General features: G+C 51.6%; 8 protein-coding genes. All 8 read left to right on the plus strand.

Annotated features, from left to right (window positions below; genetic code table 11):
• Positions 1-61: 61 nt before the first annotated feature.
• Genes KVT28_RS24275 through KVT28_RS24310 form a run of 8 tightly spaced genes read left to right on the plus strand, consistent with a single transcriptional unit; the run spans position 62 to position 21800 of the window.
• Positions 62-7525 (plus strand): non-ribosomal peptide synthetase, encoded by a 7464-nt coding sequence (locus KVT28_RS24275; protein WP_217550672.1) that lies wholly within the window; start codon positions 62-64, stop codon positions 7523-7525.
• Positions 7522-8562, plus strand: coding sequence for a hypothetical protein (locus tag KVT28_RS24280; protein ID WP_217550674.1), 1041 nt, complete (start codon positions 7522-7524; stop codon positions 8560-8562). Before KVT28_RS24275 ends, KVT28_RS24280 begins: the two co-directional genes overlap by 4 nt.
• On the plus strand, positions 8559-10784 hold the full coding sequence (locus tag KVT28_RS24285; protein WP_217550676.1) for a bifunctional Gfo/Idh/MocA family oxidoreductase/class I SAM-dependent methyltransferase: 2226 nt from the start codon (positions 8559-8561) through the stop codon (positions 10782-10784). The genes KVT28_RS24280 and KVT28_RS24285 overlap by 4 nt, the downstream gene beginning before the upstream one ends.
• Complete coding sequence (locus tag KVT28_RS24290) at positions 10777-11487, plus strand: VOC family protein (RefSeq protein WP_217550678.1); 711 nt, start codon at positions 10777-10779, stop codon at positions 11485-11487. Before KVT28_RS24285 ends, KVT28_RS24290 begins: the two co-directional genes overlap by 8 nt.
• The gene (locus tag KVT28_RS24295; RefSeq protein WP_217550680.1) at positions 11487-12887 is read left to right on the plus strand and encodes an FAD-binding oxidoreductase; all 1401 of its coding nucleotides are present in this window, start codon (positions 11487-11489) and stop codon (positions 12885-12887) included. Before KVT28_RS24290 ends, KVT28_RS24295 begins: the two co-directional genes overlap by 1 nt.
• Positions 12884-18313, plus strand: a complete 5430-nt coding sequence (locus tag KVT28_RS24300; RefSeq protein WP_217550682.1) for a non-ribosomal peptide synthetase — start codon at positions 12884-12886, stop codon at positions 18311-18313. Before KVT28_RS24295 ends, KVT28_RS24300 begins: the two co-directional genes overlap by 4 nt.
• On the plus strand, positions 18310-20076 hold the full coding sequence (locus KVT28_RS24305) for an ABC transporter ATP-binding protein (protein ID WP_217550684.1): 1767 nt from the start codon (positions 18310-18312) through the stop codon (positions 20074-20076). The genes KVT28_RS24300 and KVT28_RS24305 overlap by 4 nt, the downstream gene beginning before the upstream one ends.
• Positions 20073-21800: an ABC transporter ATP-binding protein gene (locus KVT28_RS24310; protein ID WP_217550686.1), complete on the plus strand. Its 1728-nt coding sequence runs from the start codon at positions 20073-20075 to the stop codon at positions 21798-21800. Before KVT28_RS24305 ends, KVT28_RS24310 begins: the two co-directional genes overlap by 4 nt.
• Positions 21801-21950: the final 150 nt, after the last annotated feature.

Here is a 21950-nt window from a genome sequence, read left to right on the forward strand (position 1 = left end):
CTACGCTGAGACTTAAATTTTTTTAAAGGCTTTGATGTTAAATGAGGGAAAGAAACAGACTATGGCAAGCACCCTTCAGCATAAAATCTGCGCCGACATTGCATCTTTTCTCACTGGCGGCATCCCGGAGCCAATGCCCAATGACTGCGACCTGATCGGACTCGGACTTGATTCACTGGCAATGATGAAACTTGCCGCAATGTGGAGACGGCAGGGATATAACGTGTCGTTTGCCCGCCTGATTGAGCAACCACGCCTTCAGGCGTGGCTGACGATGATGGAAGATAAGGAAGTTGCTCAAGAGGAAAAAAAGTCGAATCCCTTAATTAATCCTGTAAATGAGCACGAGCCGTTTCCCCTGGCTTTAATGCAGCATGCTTACTGGGTGGGTCGCGACGGTAGTCAGCACCTGGGAGGGGTGGCAGCACACTTTTATCACGAGTTTGATGTGCCCGATATTAATGCCACGAGGCTGGAAGCCGCGGTGCATAAGTTGCTGGCCCGCCACAGCATGCTGAGGGTGAAGATCCTCGAGGATGGGCAACAGCAAATTTTGTCGGAGCCTCGCTGGACGGGATTAAAAGAATACGATTTACGCAAGGAGCAATCAGCAAGGGGTGAGCTTCGACTTGAGGCGATCCGTGCAGCACTGTCACACCGTCAGATGGATATCACTGAAGGAGAAGTTTTTGACGTACGTCTGACGTATAAACCTGCTGCGATGGGTGGAGGCTGCAGGCTTCATTTTAACCTGGACATGATTGCGGCGGATGCGATGAGCCTTCGCATACTGCTTGATGACCTGGCCTCATTATATCTTGATCCACAACATCCTTTACCTGCCCTTGAGCTTTCCTTCCGACATTATCAGCAACTTCGGGCGCAATGGTCTGAAGAGACACCGCAAAAGTTACGTTTTGAAGAAGATAAGAAGTGGTGGTTACAGCGCCTTGATGATTTGCCTGGTGCCCCAGTTTTACCTGGCGCAGGGCGCGTGGAGATGAACGGCGAGCACACTGTTGTACGTCGTTATCGCTGGTTCGATGCCAAAATGCGTCAACGTCTTGAAGCCCGGGCGCGCGAACACCATCTGACATTGCCAATGATGATTGCGGCTTCATTTGCGGAAGTCCTTACCCAGTTTAGTGATGAAGAAGATTTCATTCTCAATGTACCGCTCTTTAACCGGCAGATGTTACATCAGAGTGTGAGTGGCTTGGTAGGTGATTTCACCTCATCGGTGTTGCTTGCCTGGCAGGGTAGTCGCCCGGGCAGCTTTCTTGAACGTGCCCATCGCATGCAAGAGCAATTTCGGCAGGATGTATCACATGCGCATTTTTCAGGCGTGGAAGTGCTTCGCGAAGCGGCGCGCGTTCAGGGGCAACAGCAATTTGCTCCTGTAGTTTTTACCAGCGCCCTGGGACTGGGTGAACTCTTTAGCGAACGGGTACAGCAGGCGTTTGGTCAGCCAGGCTGGATTATTTCGCAGGGCCCCCAGGTATGGCTGGATGCGCAAATCACCGAACTCAATCACGGCATTCTGATCAACTGGGATGCGCGAGAAGCCAGCTTCCCGTCAGGGACGCTCGACCTGATGTTTAATCAGTTTATTGCACTCTTGAAGCAGCTGACCGAGACGGACCGCAGTTGGCAGCTGCCTGTTGAGGCTGCGTTACCTCTAGCGCAACGTGAAGCTCGCCTGCGAGCGAATGCCACTGATGTTTTGATGCCTGTTGAACGCCTGCATGATGCTTTTTTCCGGTTGGCAGAAAAGCAACCCGATTCTCCAGCGGTTTTCTGGGATGAAAAAAGCCTGAGTTACGGCGAACTTGCTGAGCGGGCACGCCGTCTTGCTGCCGATCTGCAACATAGAGGAGTAAAGCCAGGTGAACCGATTGGTGTTTCCTTACCAAAAGGCCCTGATCAAATCGTCGCCGTGCTGGGTATTCTCGCCAGTGGTGGCGCATGGTTGCCGCTGAACCACCAGCAGCCGGAACAGCGTATCGCCACCATTCTTCAAAGCGCCGGCGTAAAACATGTAATAGACCAAGTGCCAGACTATGCGCAGTTGCCTCTTCCTGCCCGCGTTATCACCGGTGATAACCAGCAACTGGCTTACGTAATATATACCTCCGGCTCAACCGGAACGCCCAAAGGCGTGGAAATTAGTCATCTTGCCGCAAAAAATACCATAGACGATCTGAATCGTCGGTTTCCGCTGGGTAATGCGATGCGCACCCTTGCAATCTCTGCGCTGAGCTTTGATTTGGCCGTCTACGATATCTTTGCTCCGTTATCGGTAGGCGGTGCGGTGGTCTGTATTAACGATGAAAGCTGGCGTGATGCTCAGCGTTGGGTAGCGTTGATACGAAAGCATAAGGTGACTGTACTTAACTGCGTACCGGCAATTGCAGAGATGACATTTATCAGTGCAGCGGCAGATGCACTGAGACTGCCCCTGCAGATAGTGCTGCTTGGCGGAGACTGGGTCCCACTTGATCTGTCGAAAAGGTTACGTGCCGTTGCACCTCAGTGCCGCGGGATCGCGCTCGGGGGGACTACGGAAACTGCTATCCATTCAACCATACAGGAAATTACGGAGGTGCCAGAAAATTGGCGCTCAGTTCCATATGGGTATCCGCTGAATAACGTACGTTGCCGTGTAGTCGACAGTCAGGGGCGAAACCGTTTTGACTGGGTCAGCGGTGAATTATGGATTGGAGGAGCGGGTGTTGCCCAGGGTTACCGTAATGACGCTGTTCGAACTTCTGATCGTTTTGTTACACAGGACGGTGAGCGCTGGTATCGCACTGGTGACATGGCACGTTACCATCCAGATGGTTCACTGGAGTTTTTGGGCCGTCGTGATCATCAGGTCAAGATCCGTGGCTACCGTATTGAGCTTGGAGAGATTGAATCAGCGTTGATTGCACATCCAGGCGTTGCTCGCGGCATCGTATTGCTTGATGATCATCGCCGCTTGGTTGCGGCCTTCACCTCACTTAAACAACAGGTCAATGTCGCAGAGCTTCGTCGTCATTTGCAGCGTTATCTGCCACAGGAAATGATACCTGAAGAGATAGTCGGACTTCCTGCATTACCACTGAGCAGCAACGGTAAGATAGACCGTACCGCGCTGCGTTTGATTTTAGCCGAAAATGTTCCTCACCACCTTAGTCAGAATGAGCCTGCTTTGCCGGGAGTGGAGCAACAGGTGGCGGACATATGGCAGAACGTATTAGGCAAAACGCCGAACCGCCATGATGACTTCTTCGAACTCGGAGGAGATTCACTCCTGGCTACCCGTGCTGTCGCAGAGTTGCGCAGACAGGGCTTCTCCGACGTCAAACTCACTCAGCTTTTTGTTCAGCCCACGCTGGCTGCATTTTGCCAAACCTTACATTTGAGAACATCAGTCACGCCTGTGGAGGAACTCACGCATAATGCCGCAGGGCGTTATGACGCTTTCCCATTAACGCATGTTCAGCAGGCTTATCTGTTTGGACGGGAAAGTGAGTTTGCACTTGGTGGGATCGGTTGCACTTTCTATCGTGAGTTTCAGTGTGTAGACCTGGATATTGTTCGTCTGGAGACGGCTGTCAATACGTTAATAAAGCGTCATGACATGCTGCGCGCAGTCTTCAACGACGGCCATCAACAAGTTAGCAAGCAGGTTCCTCACTACGCCATTCCGATCTTCCAAATGGCTGATGCTGATAACGTCATGCTGCAACGGACAGAATACGCCTCCCGTAGTTTTGACCCGCAGCACTGGCCGCTGTTCAGCGTTAGTGTGGCGCGGGATGGCGCTGCAAGCCGCGTTGCTATTGCTATTGATAATTTGATTCTGGATGCACTAAGTATTCTTCATTTTTATCATGAGCTTGACGCACTTTACCATCAACGCCTGTTACCAGATGCTCCAGCCATTCAGTTCCGCGATGCACTACTGGCGAGCCAGTCACACCAAACTTTACGTGATGCAGCCTGGTCATGGTGGCATCCGCGTCTGCCAGAACTTCCGCTAGCACCACAACTACCGATTGCAGTGCAACCCGATTCCATTGATCTGCCAAAGTTTACCCGACGTGAATATCGGCTTAATGCGGCTCTCTGGTTAAAGCTGAAGAAAAAAGCGCGACAGTTTGGCGTTACTCCCTCTGCGGTAATGCTCAACGCGTTTGCTACGGTTTTGCGACGCTGGAGTAATCAGCCCGATTTTACACTGAATCTGACACTATTTGACCGTCCAGACGGACACAAAGATATTGCGCGCGTGATGGGTGATTTTACCTCGCTGGTACTGGTGCCCTGCCGTCAGGCAAAAGGTATCTGGCTTGATGAAGTCCGCCAGGTGCAGCGCGACATGTGGGGCGCGCTGGATCACCGTGTGCTGTCTGCCGTTGATGTTCTTCGTGAGCTGGCACGGTTGCACCATGAGCCAGAACTGGTCATGCCGGTTGTTTTCACCAGCGCATTGGGGCTCGATGTTGAGATGAATGATGGGCTGTTTGGTCAGCCTGTTTATGGACTGTCGCAGACTCCACAGGTCTGGCTTGATCACCAGATCACAGAACAGGCCGGAGAGGTTTCACTGGTATGGGACGCGGTTGAAGCACTTTTCCCCCTGGGCATGCTGGACGCTATGTTTGATGCCTACCAGCACCTTATTAACTATTTATGTCTGGAGGAATGGCAGCAACCCCTTCCTGATTTATTGCCGGTTACACAACAACAGGTACGTGACATCCGTAATGCTGATGCGCAGCAGGGCCTGCAACCGCAAACACTTCATCAGGCATTTTTTGTTAAAGCAGCGGAGGTTTCGCAGCAGGCGGCCCTCATCTGGCAGGAATCAGGAAAAGACCGTCAGTTATCGTATGGTGAACTGGCAAACGAAGCTCTCAAACTGTCACGCTGGCTGATGGATAAAGGGATCCAAACCGGTGATAGGGTAGTCATATCGTTGCCTAAGGGACCACAGCAAGTGATTGCGGTATTAGGCGTTCTTGCAGCAGGCGGCAGCTGGGTGCCGGTTGGCATTGATCAGCCTGACAGCCGAAAAGAGGCAATTTTACGTCGTGCAGGAGCCCGTCTGATTATTGACGAGCGGACGCCGGTTTCCGGGGCAGAAGCGGTTCAATACGAAGTGGTCCCACTGCAAACGCCGGTAGATGTTGAACCGAATGCACTGGCCTACACCATTTTCACTTCTGGCTCCACAGGGGAGCCAAAAGGTGTGGAAATGAGCCATGCCGCCACGGAAAACACGCTGCAGGATCTCCTTCAAAAGCTTGATCTGCAATCTGGCGATCGCGTGCTGGCTCTGTCAGCACTCGACTTTGACCTCTCAATATTTGACCTTTTTGCGCCTCTCAGTTCGGGTGCCGCTATCGTGATGGTTAATGAAGCCTATCGCCGTGATGCCGCCCACTGGTTGAGTCTGATTAAGCATCATGGCGTTTCGGTATGGAACTCAGTTCCCGCGCTTTTGGACATGTTACTGACATCGGCGAACGAGACTGCCATTCCTTCATTACGTACAGTGCTGATTTCGGGCGACTGGATTGCTTTATCACTTCCTGACCGCTTGCATAAATCCGCACCTGACTGCCAGTTCCTGGCGCTGGGTGGCGCGACTGAGGCGGCAATCTGGTCCAACATTTTCCCGGTAACATCGATAGAGCCTACCTGGCGTTCAATTCCTTATGGCTATCCATTACGCAACCAGCGCTGGCGCGTGGTGAACACTAATGATGCCGATTGCCCTGACTGGGTTGAAGGTGAGTTGCTGATCGGGGGGGCTGGACTGGCTCAAGGTTATTTGGGGGATCCGGAACTGACGAAAGCGCGGTTCCCTGTACTCAACGATGAGCGCTGGTATCGCACTGGCGACCGCGGTCGCTACTGGCCGGACGGAACACTGGAATTCCTGGGGCGTATTGATACTCAGATGAAACTGCGTGGCCACCGCATTGAGGCTGGCGAAGTTGAGCAAGCATTGCTGGCGTTGCCGGGAGTTGAGCAATCCGCCGTGTCACTATGGCATGACGGTGTTGCACCCCGGCTAATGGCAGCGGTGGCTCCCCGTTTGGTAAATGATGTCGAACAGCGCCAAAAATTTAGTCCCACTGAGCTGCAGCGAGGGCCACTTCAATATGAGTCTGCGATAGCGGAACAGATCTTAATCGAGTTACTGGATCTTCCTGCACAGGAGGGTATGCCGTGGGAAATGAAACAGCTCCAGCCTGACGAAACGGGCGAAAATATCCTGACATTGTGGCTGGACTGGCTCCAGGCACGCTCACTACTTCTGGCGGATAAAAATAGGTTCATCGGAACTGAAAAATTAGCTGCTGCGTGCGCCAATACGCAACCACCGACACCATTGGTGCTGGAGGCGCGCTCCCGTTACGCCTCATGGCGGGCAATGCTCAGTGGTGATCAGGATAGCAGTGTACTCCTGACAGATGACACCTTCGCCCCAGCAAGCTTGTCAGCATCGGATGAAGAAACCCGGCAGTGGCTGGCTCAGCTGGCACTTCATGTTCACAGTTTGCAGCATATGCGTGGGGATCCCATTCATATTGTGGAAATTAATGCCGCAAGTGGTCAGCACAGTGCTGCACTGCTTGCAAGGCTGCCGCAGGGCAGTATTCGTTACACTTTGCTTGAGTCGTCTCCGCTGGCACTTGAACAAGCACGCTCGCGTCTGGCCAATTGTGGTCACGACATCAGCTTTACCTTGCTCAATGAACTTTGCCTGCCGGATGAATTAATAAACTCAGCAGATATTGTGATTGCCGCCAATGCGCTCCATCGCTATCAACAGCCTACGCATGGACTGATTGCAGCACGTCAGTTACTCAAAGGGACGGGCGAGCTTTGGATCATGGAACGTCAGTGTTTAACGCCGCTTGCCATGATCAGCGCTGGCCAGTTAGCCGGAGGCTATGGTAGGGCAGGGCAGGATCCTTTAATGCCTGGTGACGTCTGGCTGCAGCGCGCGCTGCGCGCGGGCTTCATCGATGTCACGTTGAACAACAAAGGCCTGGCCTCAATGCTTAAAATGATCAACCCGCACAACACGGCACTGCCTGTGACCTGGCAAGCACAGCTTAGTGAGCATCTGCCAAAAACGATGGTGCCAGAACGAATAATTCTGATGACGCATCTGCCTCTTACCGCTAATGGAAAGGTCGATCGTAAACGCCTGCAGGCGATGTACGACAATCTGCCTAAGCTCAAGCAACATCACGAGATCCTGAGTGATACCGAAGCGCAGCTGGCTGAGACATGGTCTTCTTTGCTGGGAATTGAATCGGGTATTGGCCGTCATCAGGGCTTCTTTGAACTGGGTGGCGACAGCCTGCTGGCAACGCGCCTTATTAATTCTATCCGGCAAATGTTTGGCGTCGATATTGCTTTACGGCAAATTTTCAATGCACCGACCCTTCAGGCAATGGCAGAAGCCATCGATATTCAACTGTCTATAGCCTCAACCATGGAAGGAGGTTCTCTGTGATCGGTATCTTGGGAGGGTTTGGTTCTGTAGGCAGTGAGGTTGCACGTATTTTACTGTCCTGGGGAGAAACTTCACTGCGCCTGGGGGGCCGGCATCCGCAGACAGTGGCCTGGGCACAAAGCTGTTATGTAGATGTCAGTGACACAGTGAGTTTGATGGAGTTTGCAGAGGGCTGCAGGCTCATCATTAACTGCGCGGCGCCCTCTGTGCGATTGTCACAAAAAATAGCTGATTTACTTCACACTGCAGGTATCCCTCTGGTGGATGCCGGAGGAGTAGACTGTCCAAAACAGCTAACCTCACGGCAAAACATGCGCCCAGTCAGCATGCTGTTTGCTGCTGGTGCGCTGCCCGGTCTTTCAGGAATTTTACCTGTATGGCTGGCAAGCAATGTCGAACGAGTGGATTCGCTTAAATGCTGCTATGGTGTTTTTGACCGCTTTTCGCAAGGAGGCGCAGAAGATTACCTTGATGGCGTATTGAATATGCCACCGCCCCATCATAAAACTGCTCGACGTCAAACCAATGTGAACCTCCCATTTTTCCCGCGTCCGGTTCTTTTACAGCCCTACGAGGATGAGGAGTCTCGCCAGGTAAATGAGCGACTAGGTCTGAATTGCAGCCAATGGTATCTGGCCCTTGATGGAGAACATTTGTCAAAAGCCTTGGAGTGCGCGCGTGGAATCCCACGTGAGCAGGCGATTCAGGCGGTAGTTGATGGATCGGCGCTGGATGTTGCGGGACGTCAAACCTGGGTTAATTTCCTTATTGAAATTGAGGGAATGCGTAAGGGAAAGAAAACAACGTCAACGCTGCTTTTGAAGGCATCCGGAATCTCTCAGTTAACGGCTGCTTGCACGGCCGCCTGTGCAAAATGGTTATTGACCTGTCCTGAACCGAAATGGGGTCTGGCCGCAGAGTGTATCGATATCGAAGGCTTTATGCGTATGTTCTGTCGCGAGCATACCGGTATAGATATTGAGCTCTTTGACAATAGCATTAATGTGCTGAGTGAAATGACGGGAGGTGAGCTATGAAGCCTCGTCCGTTAAAAGTGTTGGTATGTGGTTCAACCTTTGGGCAGTTCTGGCTTTCAGCGTTGCAGCACCATCCTCAGCGCTTTGTCATTGCAGGTATGCTGGCCAGTGGCAGTGCTCGCAGCGTCGATTGTGCCAACAGATACGACATTCCGCTTTATACAAACCCTGCGTCATTGCCAGATGATATTGACATCGCCTGCGTTGTGCTTCGGGCAGCCGTGATGGGTGGTGCAGGAAGTGAGCTTGCACAACAGCTGATGGTCAAAGGAATACATGTCATACAGGAGCAGCCTGTTCACCATGACGAAGTAGTGGCAAACCTGCGTATTGCCCGACAGTATGGTGTGCAATATCGGGTAGGGAATCTTTACCCGCATCTGCCTGCTGTTCATCAATTTATCCAGGCTTCTGAACGATTGCTGAGGCGTCAAAAGCCGCAATTTATTGATGCAGCCTGTGCCAGTCAGGTCGCCTTTCCATTGATAGCCATGCTTGCGGAGGCATTGGACACGACGCGCCCCTGGCAATTCATTGCACAACCTCAACAGGCTGGTGCGCCCTTCCAGTCTGTTCAGGGAAGTATCGGCGGCATACCGTTAACCTTAAACGTGCACAATGAAGTCGATCCCGAGGACCCGGATAATCACTTTCATCTGTTGCATCAGATCACGTTGGGTTTTCCAGGCGGCCGGTTATCGTTAACCGATACGCACGGACCGGTTATGTGGCGCCCCCGACTGCATATTCCTGACACCGTCAAACGTGACCATGACTTCAGCAGTGCGCAGTCTGCTCATCTGATGGAGGAAACAAGCGCTATCATTGGGGAAGCACAATGTCCCAACTGGCGCACTGCGCTGTCTGAGCAATGGCCAGCAGCCATTGGTGTAGATCTGCTTTCCCTGGCAGACAGCATTCAGGACTCTGATGCTCCTCGCTGGAGCCCACAGTCACTACTCTCGCAATGCCAGATGTGGCAGGCGCTGACCAAAGAATTGGGTTATCCGAGTCTCAAGACCGGACAAAACTTTGCGCCCCTGGCGCGTAGCTTACTACCTGCCACAGTAGGGTGTGGTGCCTTTTCTCCAGTTACTCAGTTCGCATTCGCGCGGCGTGCTGAATCACTTCTTAACGGCATAGAGCCTCGGGAAATAACGGACTTCGTTGCTCGTATGGACGAAGCTTGCCTGAACGCAATGCTCTTCAGCTTTCAGCAGGGCGGTTCGCTGACACATCCCGACCAGGGCAGTGATGTTCCGGGCATTTTGCAGCAGATGCGGGTTGCGCCGGATCATCATGCATTGATTGCACGCTGGCTGACATTGCTGGTGGATGCCGGTTGGGTTATTCAGCGCGGTCAGCACTATTTCAGTCGGATGATTATCAGCGAGAGTGCGCTCAAACGAAGTTGGCAGGAAGTACATGACGTATGGGATAACCGACTCGGATCCGTAGAGTTTGTCGATTATCTCTGGCGGAATGCGGAAAAACTGCCTGAACTGATGCGAGGTGAGCAGCAGGCTGCACTGCTGTTGTTCCCGGAAGGACGCAATGATATTGCTGATGCAGTTTATCGTCACACCATCACCGCGCGCTATCTCAACACACTCATAGCTGACTGGATCCTTGAGGATCTTAGCGCGCGGCCCACCCCTCTGCAGGTGCTGGAAATTGGCGCAGGAACGGGAGCAACAACCGAACGGGTGCGTGAATTGCTGCAGGAAAAGTATGGTGACACGCCCCCTGTGACCTGGGAATTCAGCGATGTTTCACGTTTCTTTTTGGTCAACGCGCAACAACGGTATGGGCATCTGCCTTGGCTCTCCACGTCGCTTATCGATATTGATAAATCCCTGCTGACGCAAGGCGTCGCTGCCGAGTCTCAGGATCTGCTGGTGATGGCGGGTGTACTAAATAATGCTCAGAACAGCGAGCAAACCATCCGCTGGCTGACCCAGACTCTGCGTGCAGGTGGTCATATGCTGATCACAGAACCCACGCGTGAACACCTCGAAATCCTGACCTCTCAGGCATTTATGATGCCTCCGCCGAACGATGACAGACAGCGCAGCGATCAGCGATTTCTCACCCCGGAGCAGTGGCAGGATCTGTTTAAGCGTGCCGGGCTTGAGTGCGTAGCCTGCCTTCCAGGCGAAGCACACTTGTTGGCGCCACTCGGACAGCGTCTGTTTATCGTCAGGAGACCATCCGATGCTTAAATGCAGCCATATTCTTTGCAAAGTCGATAACATTCACGATTGCGTGGACCAACTTGAACGTGCGGGTTTCACTGTGCAATGGGGGGGGAACCCGACTCGCGCGCACAACGCTCTTGTGTGGTTTGAACAGGGGCCTTTTCTGGAGTTTTTCGAACTGCCCCGCTGGTTCCGCTGGCTCAGCGTGCCGTTTGGCTGGCGCTTCGGCCGCTGCGCCGGTAGGCGACTGTTTCAATGGGCCACTGCAGCATCGGGATGGTGCGATGTGGCACTCGAACCCCTGGAATATCGGCAGGAAGCACCACTCAATCTCACAGGCGTTAATGAGTATCTCCGTAAACATTCTATAAACGGATCGAGAGTTGTTAAAGGCAGCAGAACATCAGCCTCGGGCGGGAAGGTTCACTATCGATTTATGACGCTTCAAGAGAAACATCAGCCTTTTATCGTTTCTCATTATTATCCTCAACAGCGTCCTCCGCTCGTAAAGCACGTTAACGGTGCTGTAGGCGTTTCACGGGTGGACTTTTATCTTCCGGCAGCCAGTCAAGGCACCCTGAAACTTCTGTTGCCCGAAGACAGCTGTTTGCAGAGCCATGCCTGTGAAAAACGACATATCAGCGGTGTCACCCTGCGGGGCTGGCAGCCCCCACCCGAGACCCCAGCATTTATTCATTCCTTATTCACGTCGTCACAGGAGAACTGATGAACGATCTTTTTATCCCCTTACGGCACGTGCTGGAAGGTGACTTACTGTTGCCGCAGGACGCTGAATATGACGCCGCAAGACGAGTGCGCAACGCCCGGATTGATGTTTATCCTGCGGCTATAGCGCGCTGCGTCAGCGTTGCGGATATACAGCATGCTCTTCAGTTCGCCTCCAGACACGATCTGCCAGTGGCGCTTCGCGGCGGCGGTGCTCATGTTGCCGGGTACGGCACATGTCAGGACGGTCTTGTACTGGATTTATCGCGTATGAAGCAGATCGAAATCGACGCTGAAAAGCAGCTGGCACATGTTGCCCCGGGAGTCACATGGGGAGAACTGGATGCCGCAACGCAGTCTGATGGGCTAGCCGTGCCCGGACCGCGTAATCCAACCATCGGTATCGCAGGGCACACGCTGGGAGGAGGGGTTGGGGATTTGTCCCGCCAGTTTGGACTAACCAGCGATAATCTGGTCAGTTGTCAATTAGTCACCGTTGCGGGTGATGTGCTTGAAGTCAGCCACGACAGTGATGCAGAGCTTTTCTGGGGACTGCGAGGTGCGGGGGGAAATTTAGGCGTGGTTTCCCGCTTTACCTTTAAGTTGCATCCGGTAACACACGTGGTGGCCGGTGTGCTCGCCTGGCCGGCAAAAGACATACCTCAGGTATTGCGTCTTGCGCGTAGCTGGCTTGCAGAGGCTCCGGATAAGGCCTCATTAATTGCCCTGGTCTGGACAGCACCACCACTGCCATTTTTGCCTGAATCGCTGCATTTCGAACGAAGCATCATGTTAATCCCCACGTGGTTTGGTGATCCTGATGAGGCAGATCAGGTATTGGGCCCGTTAAAAGCTGATGCTTTGTGTAACACGCTGCAACAAATGCGGTACGCCGATTATCAAAGCTTGCTCCCCTCAGCACCTCACTATCAGCAGCAGCATGTGTATAACCGAGGCGAACTGCTAAGGGAGCTTGATGATTCAACGCTGGCGCAATTACTAACACTGTTTGACCGTTCCGGGCCTAATTTCTCACTTGTTTTCGGCGCACTGGGCGGTGCCATTTCTCGCGCCCCGGCGGGAGAGACAGCATTTGCACATCGTGACGCCAACTGGTTTGTGGAGGTTTGCGCGCAATGGTATGGGCAGGCTGATAGTCCTGAATTACTGGCACCTGCGATTGAAGCATGGCAACTGCTGCAGCCCGTTAGCTGTGGACCCTACGCAAATCTTTTACCCGATCATCAACTTCACTGGGCAAAAGCCACTTACGGCAAGGGTTGGGAACGCCTGCTGGCGCTAAAACAGCGTTTCGATCCCACTAATCGCCTGCGTTACAACGTCAATATTGTTCCAGAGTCGCCCAGGACGACGGCCCCGGACAAGGAGGAATTAGAATGACTCACAACCAACTCGCCTTCGAATTAGCGCAACGCCTGCGTAACCGAGGTGCACAGCTGTGGGAAGAGCAGGGTAAACTCAATTACCGTGCGCCACAGGGCACTGTTACCCCTGAGGATTTGCAAACGCTTAAGGATAACAAAGCTGATGTGCTGGCCTTGCTCATTCAGGAACAGAAACAAAAGACGATAGTCACAGACGACGTGGCTCGTTATGCGCCTTTTCCGTTAAGCCAGGTGCAGGGCGCCTATCTTGTTGGCCGCAATGATGCTTTTGGATATGGTGGGGTAGCTTGTCACGTCTATCTGGAGATCAGTTATCCAGAGCTTGAACCACAACGAGTCACAGAAATCTGGAATGAACTCATCGCACGTCATGACATGCTGAGAGCCGTGTTTGATAGGGCTGGCAGCCAACGTGTACTGAAAGAAGTTCCTGCTCTCACCATTCAATGCGCCAGCAGTGATGTCCAGCACGGAGTAATTTTGCTGGATAGCGTCAGAGATAAGATGGGACATCGCCTGTATCAACCTGAGCAGTGGCCTCTGTTCAGCCTTAATCTTTCTCAGCTGCCGGACAAAAGCGTGCTGCATTTGTCGATGGACTTTCTGATAGCCGATTGGGCAAGCATCTGGTTGCTGCTGGGGGAATTCGAAACTCGCTACTACCAGCCGGATCAACCATTGCCAGCGCTGGATATTCAGTTCCGTGATTATCTGCTTGCAGAGCGAAGACTGGAAGAATCTCAGGCAGCACTGCGCGATCGCAACTGGTGGCAGCAGAGAATTCCGCATTTGCCCCCAGCACCCCAATTGCCAGTACTCGATAATCAGGACAACAGCCCTGCACGCTTTACCCGTCGTTTCATGCAGATGCCACTTGATCGCTGGAATGCGCTTAAACAACAGGCTGCGCAGCGAGGCATTACTCCAACTGCCGCGGTTCTGACCGCGTATGCCAGTGTTTTGCAACGCTGGTCAGCGAACGCTCATTTCTGTCTCAATCTGACAGTGCTCAATCGACAAGCGCTGCATCCTCAGGTTGATCGGCTGGTTGGTGATTTTACATCCGTCAGCCTTCTGGAAATCGATCAGCGTGACGCTGGGAGCTGGATGGATCGCGCTACGGCTATCAGCCAGCAATTGTATGAAGATCTGGATCACCGGCTGTGCTCGGGTGTTGAAGTTATGCGTGAGCTAACGCGCTCGAAGGGAAGGGAGCATGCGCTCATACCCTACGTTTTCACCAGTGCCATCGGACTGGTGCCCACTGACGGCGATTCCTTGCTTAAAGGTAAGCTCGATGGTCGCGGCATCACGCAAACCCCTCAGGTCTTCATCGATTGTCAGGCAATGGACAGTGTCAGCGGCTTGCAGGTCAACTGGGATGTCCGTGAAGGCGTATTCCCGCCCGGCATGATTGACGATCTCTTTACTCGCTTTGAGGCGCTGTTGAATGAGATGGCAGCAAGCGGGGTGCTGTGGCAGCAACCTGCAGAAATATCGTTGCCGGACTGGCAGAGCAACATGCGTACTCAGATTAACAGAACAGAAATGGCATTGCCGGTCGGGGGCATGCACCTGCCATTCTTTGCTCAGGCACAAAAGACTCCTGATGCGCTGGCAGTGGCTGACGCTACGCAACAACTGAGCTATCGCCAACTGGCCGATTCCGCCTTACGGATCGCTCTGCATTTGCAGGAGCGTGGTGTCAGGCCCGGTGAACGCGTAGCAGTGACGCTGAACAAAGGTGTCATGCAGGCGCAAGCGGTGCTGGGAGCGATGGCAGCCGGTGCAGTCTGGGTCCCTGTTGATGTTAATCAGCCACCGCGTCGTCGTGAGCAAATTCTGACAGATGCCAGCATTCACGTGGTTCTCACCAGCCAGCAGGTTCCCGATTGTGGCGTCAAGAGTGATCGCCGCATCAACATCGATGAGTTGAATGCCATAACCCCTCAGCTTATACCGTGGCAGCCAGCCAGTGATGACGCCGCCTATATCATTTACACCTCGGGCTCTACAGGGCAGCCCAAAGGGGTTGTGATGGGGCATCAGGCAGCACGTAATACCGTCGAAGATATTAACCGTCGCTTTGGCCTCAATGCTGAGGATCGCGTGCTTGCACTGGCTCAGCTTGGTTTTGACTTGGCTGTGTACGATCTGTTCGGCGTGTTGAGTGTGGGTGGCGCTGTGATCTATCCGGAAAGTTCACGCGCAACCGATCCGTCGCACTGGATTGAACGTATCGAAACACAGCGGGTAACACTGTGGAATAGCGTGCCGGCGCTGATGCAGATGCTGGAAAGCGCCTTGCAAACGGCTCCACAACACACCCTTCCTTCGCTGCGCCTTGCTCTGTTATCCGGAGACTGGATTCCACTGGCGCTGCCTGAGGCCTTGTCACAGCGACTGCCACGGTTGCAGATGGTGGCACTGGGGGGGGCAACAGAAGCGGGAATTTGGTCTAACTATCATCAATGGCAGGGGCGTGATGCTTCCTGGAGAAGCGTGCCGTATGGCATACCACTTAGTAATCAGGGCTTCTGCGTACTGAACGAACACGGGGCTGACTGCCCGGTTTGGGTGCCTGGAAATCTTTATATCAGTGGCAGTAGCCTAGCCCATGGTTATCTGAATGATGCAGAGAAAACGGCTCAGCATTTTATCCGACATCCGCACGATGGTCATCGAATTTACTGGACCGGTGATCGGGCATGCTATTTACCAAGCGGTGAGCTGGAGTTTCTGGGACGTGCTGATAACCAGCTTAAAATTAAAGGCCATCGTATTGAACCCGGAGAAATAGAAGCGGCACTTACTGGCCTGGAGGGAATTGAGAATGCCTGCGTGGTGTCGCACGGTGATGACAATCACCGGCAATTAATGGCCGTTGTGACGTCAATGCATCAATCTCCTGAACGCACAGATTTTGCCCGTCTGACGGATGATATCGATACCGCCACCATGGATCTGGCGCAATCAGTAACCGCCTTACATTTGCAGGCTGCAATGCTGGCGCTCGATACATTCGTGCTCGAAAGAATGCGTGACGCATTGCAGCATTATGGACTTCATAACGAAATTACCGAAGAAGCCCTGCAACAATCCCCTATCAGCCCGCAGTTCTGGTGGCTGGTTCGACGGTGGCAGAGCATGATTGCTCAGGCGGGGACATTACCTGTCAGCAGCTGGCAGCAAATTGAAGATTTATGGCAGCGAATGCTGGATGGCCCGGCGTTTCTGACTTATATCCGCAGAAATCTCGATAATCTGACAGGTTTACTTGAAGGGCATGTCGACGCACAAAAACTTCTGTTTCCCCAGGGTGAACTGATTTATGTTCAGGCGCTGTATCGTGAAAACCTGATGGCAAAATATCTCAATCTCGCGGTCAGTACGATGGTGACTCAGCTTGCAACGCAGCACAAAGGGGATAGGCCGTTACGCATTCTGGAAGTAGGAGCAGGTACGGGAGGCACTACGGCCGATGTGTTGGCAGCGATGGACGGCCAGGAAATCGAGTATCACTTTACCGATATCGCTCCCTTTTTCCTGCCAGAAGCCCGTGCACGCTATGGCAATCGACCCGGAATGAAATTTGATCTGCTCAATATTGATGAAGACATTCGCGTGCAAGGATTCTTCCCGGAAAGCTATGACATTGTGCTAGCCGCGGGTGTACTTGAGAATGCTCGGAATCAGCGTCTTGCATTAGAGAATATACGCTTACTGACAGCTGCGCAGGGCTGGGTGATCCTGACGGAACCGACGCGCGAATGCCCATGGATTATGGCGTCTCAGGCTTTCATGATGACGCCACCGGAAGATACTGAACGTCAGCAGGGGAGTTACCTTGACGAGCATGGCTGGCAATCTCTGATGTATGAGGTAAATCAGGATCCAGTGCTATGCCTGCCCCAGCAAGGGCATGTGCTTCAGCACCAGGGGTTTCATCTACTGGCTCAGCAAATTAAACGCGATCGTTATCTGCTCCATGGGGAGAAGCTGCGTAAGATACTGCAGCAGCAGTTGCCACGTCACATGATCCCGGTTCAGATTCACTCAGTAAATAGTTTGCCACTGACTGCGAACGGTAAAATCGATCGTAAAATGGTAGCCGGCTGGTGGGTTGAACCGTTGGAACAGGATGGGTTTAAATCTGCCGGGACGGACTCCGGAGATGCGCTCGAGCAGTTGGTCGGACAATACTGGGCAGAAGCACTTGGGATTAAGCAGATTGGCCTCGATCAGGATGTTTACAATCTCGGCGCTGATTCGCTGATCATGGCGCGTTTGGCTGGAAAATTGCGTCAGGTGCTGGCGAGTGATCCATGGCAACTCGGTGATATATCTTTCGATGCACTCTTGCGGCATATGCTCAACGGTCCGACAGTGCGTGCTCTGGCTAACGCTATCCGCACGCAGCATGCCCCGTTACAGCCTGAACCCTCATCAGCTATGAGTTCTCAGTCTTCAGATTTGGTCGAAAAGGATGGGCGTGCCGAAGGAAGCAACGCCATTCTGATGCCTTTTGGTGGCGGCACAGAAGGCCCCTTACGGGTGGTTTTCCATGCCGGCCTTGGAACCATGGACTGTTTCCGACCAATTCTGGCTGAGCTTGAGAAAAATCCTCGCGGTCCGGTTATCGGTATCGTCATCGCCGACACGGCAAAATACTGCACCCTGTCACCAGAGCACGCAGTTGAACAAATGGCAGACGATTACGCCCATCGACTGCTATCCACTGGACACAGCCGTTTTCAGCTAATCGGTTATTGCCTTGGTGGCCTGTTTGCGGTGGAAGTAGCACGACGTCTAAGTGAACAAGGCGCAGAAATAGAAGACCTGGCGCTCATCAGCAGTCATCCAGTGCTTTTTGATGTGCAGGATGACCTGATGATTGAATCCCTGTTCATACCTAACCTTCACATTACTTTGTCGCAAGCTGGATTTGGCGAGGTTGACGGCGACGCACTGGTGAACGGTTTTATGCAGGTTCTCGAACAGCATCACGGCTGCATTCCACCCAATGCACTTGCGCAATTGCCCGGTAACGCGGGCGCATTTTTCCAGCAGATGCAGGCGTTGACGATCGAAGAACGATTTGAGCGTTATGTCGCGGGTATTGCCAGTAGCTCTGGGCAGAAGATGCCTGCGGAAATGGCTTTAGGTCTTTTCCGGGTATTCCGTCAAAGCTTCCATGCTGCGCATTTCACACCTAGCGCTTATGTGGGTGATATACGTTTCATGCTGCCAACGCAGGGATCAGGGTTTGCGCCAGGCATGGATGACAGTACGCTGAATTTCTGGCGAGAAGTATGTCTTGGTGATTTACAGGTCATTCCTATAGACGGTAACCATTTTAGTTGTATTGATACGCCAAATGCTGGGGCTGTAGTGAAACTGATTGATAAAGGTTTGAAATGAAATTGCTTGGAGAGACAGGCAAGCTTGTCGCTGGTGTGCCTATTGTAGCACGCCAGCTTAAGCTGGCGTTAGCTTGTGGTTTTGCAGCGGGTATTAGTAACGTTGCATGGATAGCCTTCATTGTATGGGCCATTATTCCCATGCTGAATAATGACGTGCACCCGCAACAAACCCTTTTAGGACTGGGTCTGAGCACGTTGTGCCTTTTGATATCCTTTGTATTGCGGCACCAAGCAGAGATGCGTGCACATGAAGGCAGCTTTATGCTGGAAGAGACACTGAGGAACCAACTGGTTGATCATTTGAGTAAATTACCCCTTGGCGCGGTTCAAAATCTGGGGAGTGGGCGGATTAGAAAAATTGTCCAGGATGATGTCAAAGGTTTACACATAGCAGTGGCAGATGCCGTACCTTTTATAGGAATTAGCTTGAGTCAGCCACTGGCGGCAATACTTTTATTAATGACTGTTCAGTGGCGTCTAGCATGTTTTGCGTTGTTGCTTCTCCCTGTAAGTCTCATATGCATGGGGCTTATGAACAGAGAACACCAATTGCAACGAAATAACTATAATCAGGCCAGCGAAGAAATCAATGCGGGCGTAATAGAGCTTGTGCAGGGAATGGCCGTAATGCGTACGTTTGATAACGGCCAGGCAGGATGGCGGCGTTTTACCTCAACACTTCATGAATTTACAGTCGCTGTTGCCTCATGGATGGCTATGAGTAAAATGCCCTGGAAAATTAATCGGATAGTAGGCGGATCGCTTCCCACTGCGGTGATTATTATTTTATCCGGTACCGGCTTAATAATTATGGGGCAGGTAAGCTGGGCTGAATGGTTATTAGCAATGATGGTGGGGACTCAAGCTGTTAAAGCCCTCGAACCATTGATGCATCTTGCGAATTACCTGAATGATGCAAGCGCTGCGGCGCGACGTATTTCAGATGTCCTCAAACAGCCGGTGCTTATTGAACCTGCCATCTCTTCTTTTCCAGATGGGTATCGGCTTGAACTTAAGAATGTCAGCTTTCGCTATCCTGGAAAATCACAATGGGCGCTAAAGGATGTCACTCTCAAGCTTCCTCAGGGAACTCGCTGTGCAATAGTTGGAGCATCCGGTTCAGGTAAGTCAACACTGGCCCGACTGATTCCACGGTTTTACGATGTATCAGAAGGGGCTATTGAACTTGGTGGTGAAGATATTCGGGGTATGCAAAGTTTTGTACTCCTTCAGCAAATGGCCCTGGTGCTTCAGGAGCCCTATTTAATATCGGGTACTCTTGAAGATAATTTGCGAATGGGAAAACTGAATGCCTCTTCTGAGGAGATCAATAATGTAATTAAAGCTGCTGGACTGGATGAATTGATTAACCAGTTACCTGAAGGGCTTCAGACCAAAGTGTCTGAAAAAGGAAGCTCACTTTCTGGAGGGCAACGGCAGCGGATTACATTTGCTCGCGCGCTACTTTCAAAAGCGCCGCTGTTAATTCTTGACGAGGCGACTTCATATCTCGATGCACATAATGACAATTTAATTCAGGAAACGTTGTCCCGGCTTCCTCTTGATTGCACTGTTATAACAATAGCTCATAGGCTACAGACAATTATTAATGCAGATATCATTGTCGTCATGCATCAAGGACAAATTGTCGAGCGTGGGAATCATGATCGTTTACTTGCACTAAATGGGCATTATACACGCCTTTGGCAGCATGCTCATCAAGCTAGCAATTGGACTCTCAACCGGGAGGAGACTGTATGATACGCGCGTACCGTACTATGTTAGAGGTTGCAGGGGAATTCGCAGACCCTTTCAAACGTACTTTGATATATGCTCTAATCGCATCCTTTTTTCAGGCGTGCGGTTGGCTATTAACGCTGCCCATTTTTGATTTAATTTTGACTTCAGACCCAATGCCTTGGGGCAAGTTATCGATTTTATTCGGGATACTGGTTCTTCTTATTATTGCTGAGGGGGGCTTGCGCTGGCAGGAAATGTCATTTACTTACGACTATTGGCATAAAGTGACTGAGAAATTGCGTCTGCGCCTCGCACAACGGTTACGAATGATGCCACTAGAGCGTCTTGCGCAACGTAAAAGCGGCGATCTTGCAGAAATTTTAGGCAATAATGTTACCTTCGCTGCGACAGCAATTTCGTCACTTGCAACTCTCGCTGTTCAATTAATAGTTGTGCCGCTGTTTATATTAGCCTTTCTTTTATATATGAATTGGCATTTAGGGATGATATTACTTATAGCTGTTGTTTTAATTCTGCCTGTTCTGATTCAAATTCGGTTGATGGCTAACCGTGATTTTAAAAATATTGATCAGGTCGATGCGGAGGGGAGTGCTGCTATTATAGAATATGTACAGGGGCAGGCGATACTCCGGGCCACTGGATTGTCGGGATCTCAGGCACCTTGTCTTCGCGAAGTGTTCGCTCGTCAACATCAAGCTCAGCATGAAGCAGGAGGTATAGCGCAATTAATTGGCAAGGCACAATTAATAATGCAGATGTCATTGATTGCTACAGTTGCAATGGCAGCATGGTTATTCATTATCCAGCAACTTTCTCTTGCACATTTATTGTGTGTCGTAGTGTTAGTTGCTCAGCTTGCAGAACCTTTAACACTAGGTTTATCGATGGTCAGACTTTTTGAACTGGCTGATGCAGCGTTAAAGCGTGTTAACGAGCTGCTCGACGAACCTGATCTTGCCACCATACCAACACTAGAACAGCCTCTACATTTTGGTATGGAGTTTAAAGACGTAACATTTCACTATCTAGGACAGGAGCGTCCAGCCATAAAGGGATTCACACTGAATCTTCCGGAAAGGTCATTCACGGCATTCGTCGGCCCGTCTGGCGGTGGTAAGACTACTATAACCAGATTGATGACACGTTTTTCTGACCCTCAGAAAGGCAGTGTCGCGCTTGGAGGTATTGATCTACGCTTTATGAAGCCAGAGGAATTATTGGCACATATCTCGGTGGTATTTCAGGATGTTTGGCTAATGAACGATACCATTAAAAAGAACATCACGCTGGGTAAACCGGATGCGAGTATGCATGAGGTTGTAATGGCTGCACGCAAAGCGCATATCCACCATGTTATCGAAAACTTACCTCAGGGATATAACACGATGGTGGGTGAAACTGGTGGGGCCTTATCAGGAGGTGAAAGGCAAAGAGTCGCTATAGCACGAGCTATTTTGAAGGATGCACCGATAGTTTTATTAGATGAGCCTACCTCATCGCTGGATAGTGAGTCTGAGTATCATGTGCAACAAGCAATCAAAGCATTGGTGATGGACAAGACAGTGGCGATGGTTGCGCATCGCCTCTCAACCATTCGGTCAGCTGACCAAATTGTTTATTTAGAGAATGGGCAGTGCCTAGAGCTTGGGGATCACGACACATTGATGGAGATTCAGGGAGGGCGCTATCGCTCACAGGTTATGACGCAAGCGAATTACTCCTAGAGTGAGAGACAACTAAAATAGTCTAGTTAAGGCGGCTCAGGATACCAGGTACTTGACGCCGTCTGAATATACTAGCTAATCAAACATTCAAAAAACCATCTATACATATTTAAAACATCCAATTGTTGGAAGTGGACTTTCTATTATTAC

Source organism: Pantoea sp. GbtcB22 (genome assembly GCF_019091025.1).
GTDB classification, from domain to species: domain Bacteria; phylum Pseudomonadota; class Gammaproteobacteria; order Enterobacterales; family Enterobacteriaceae; genus Pantoea; species Pantoea leporis.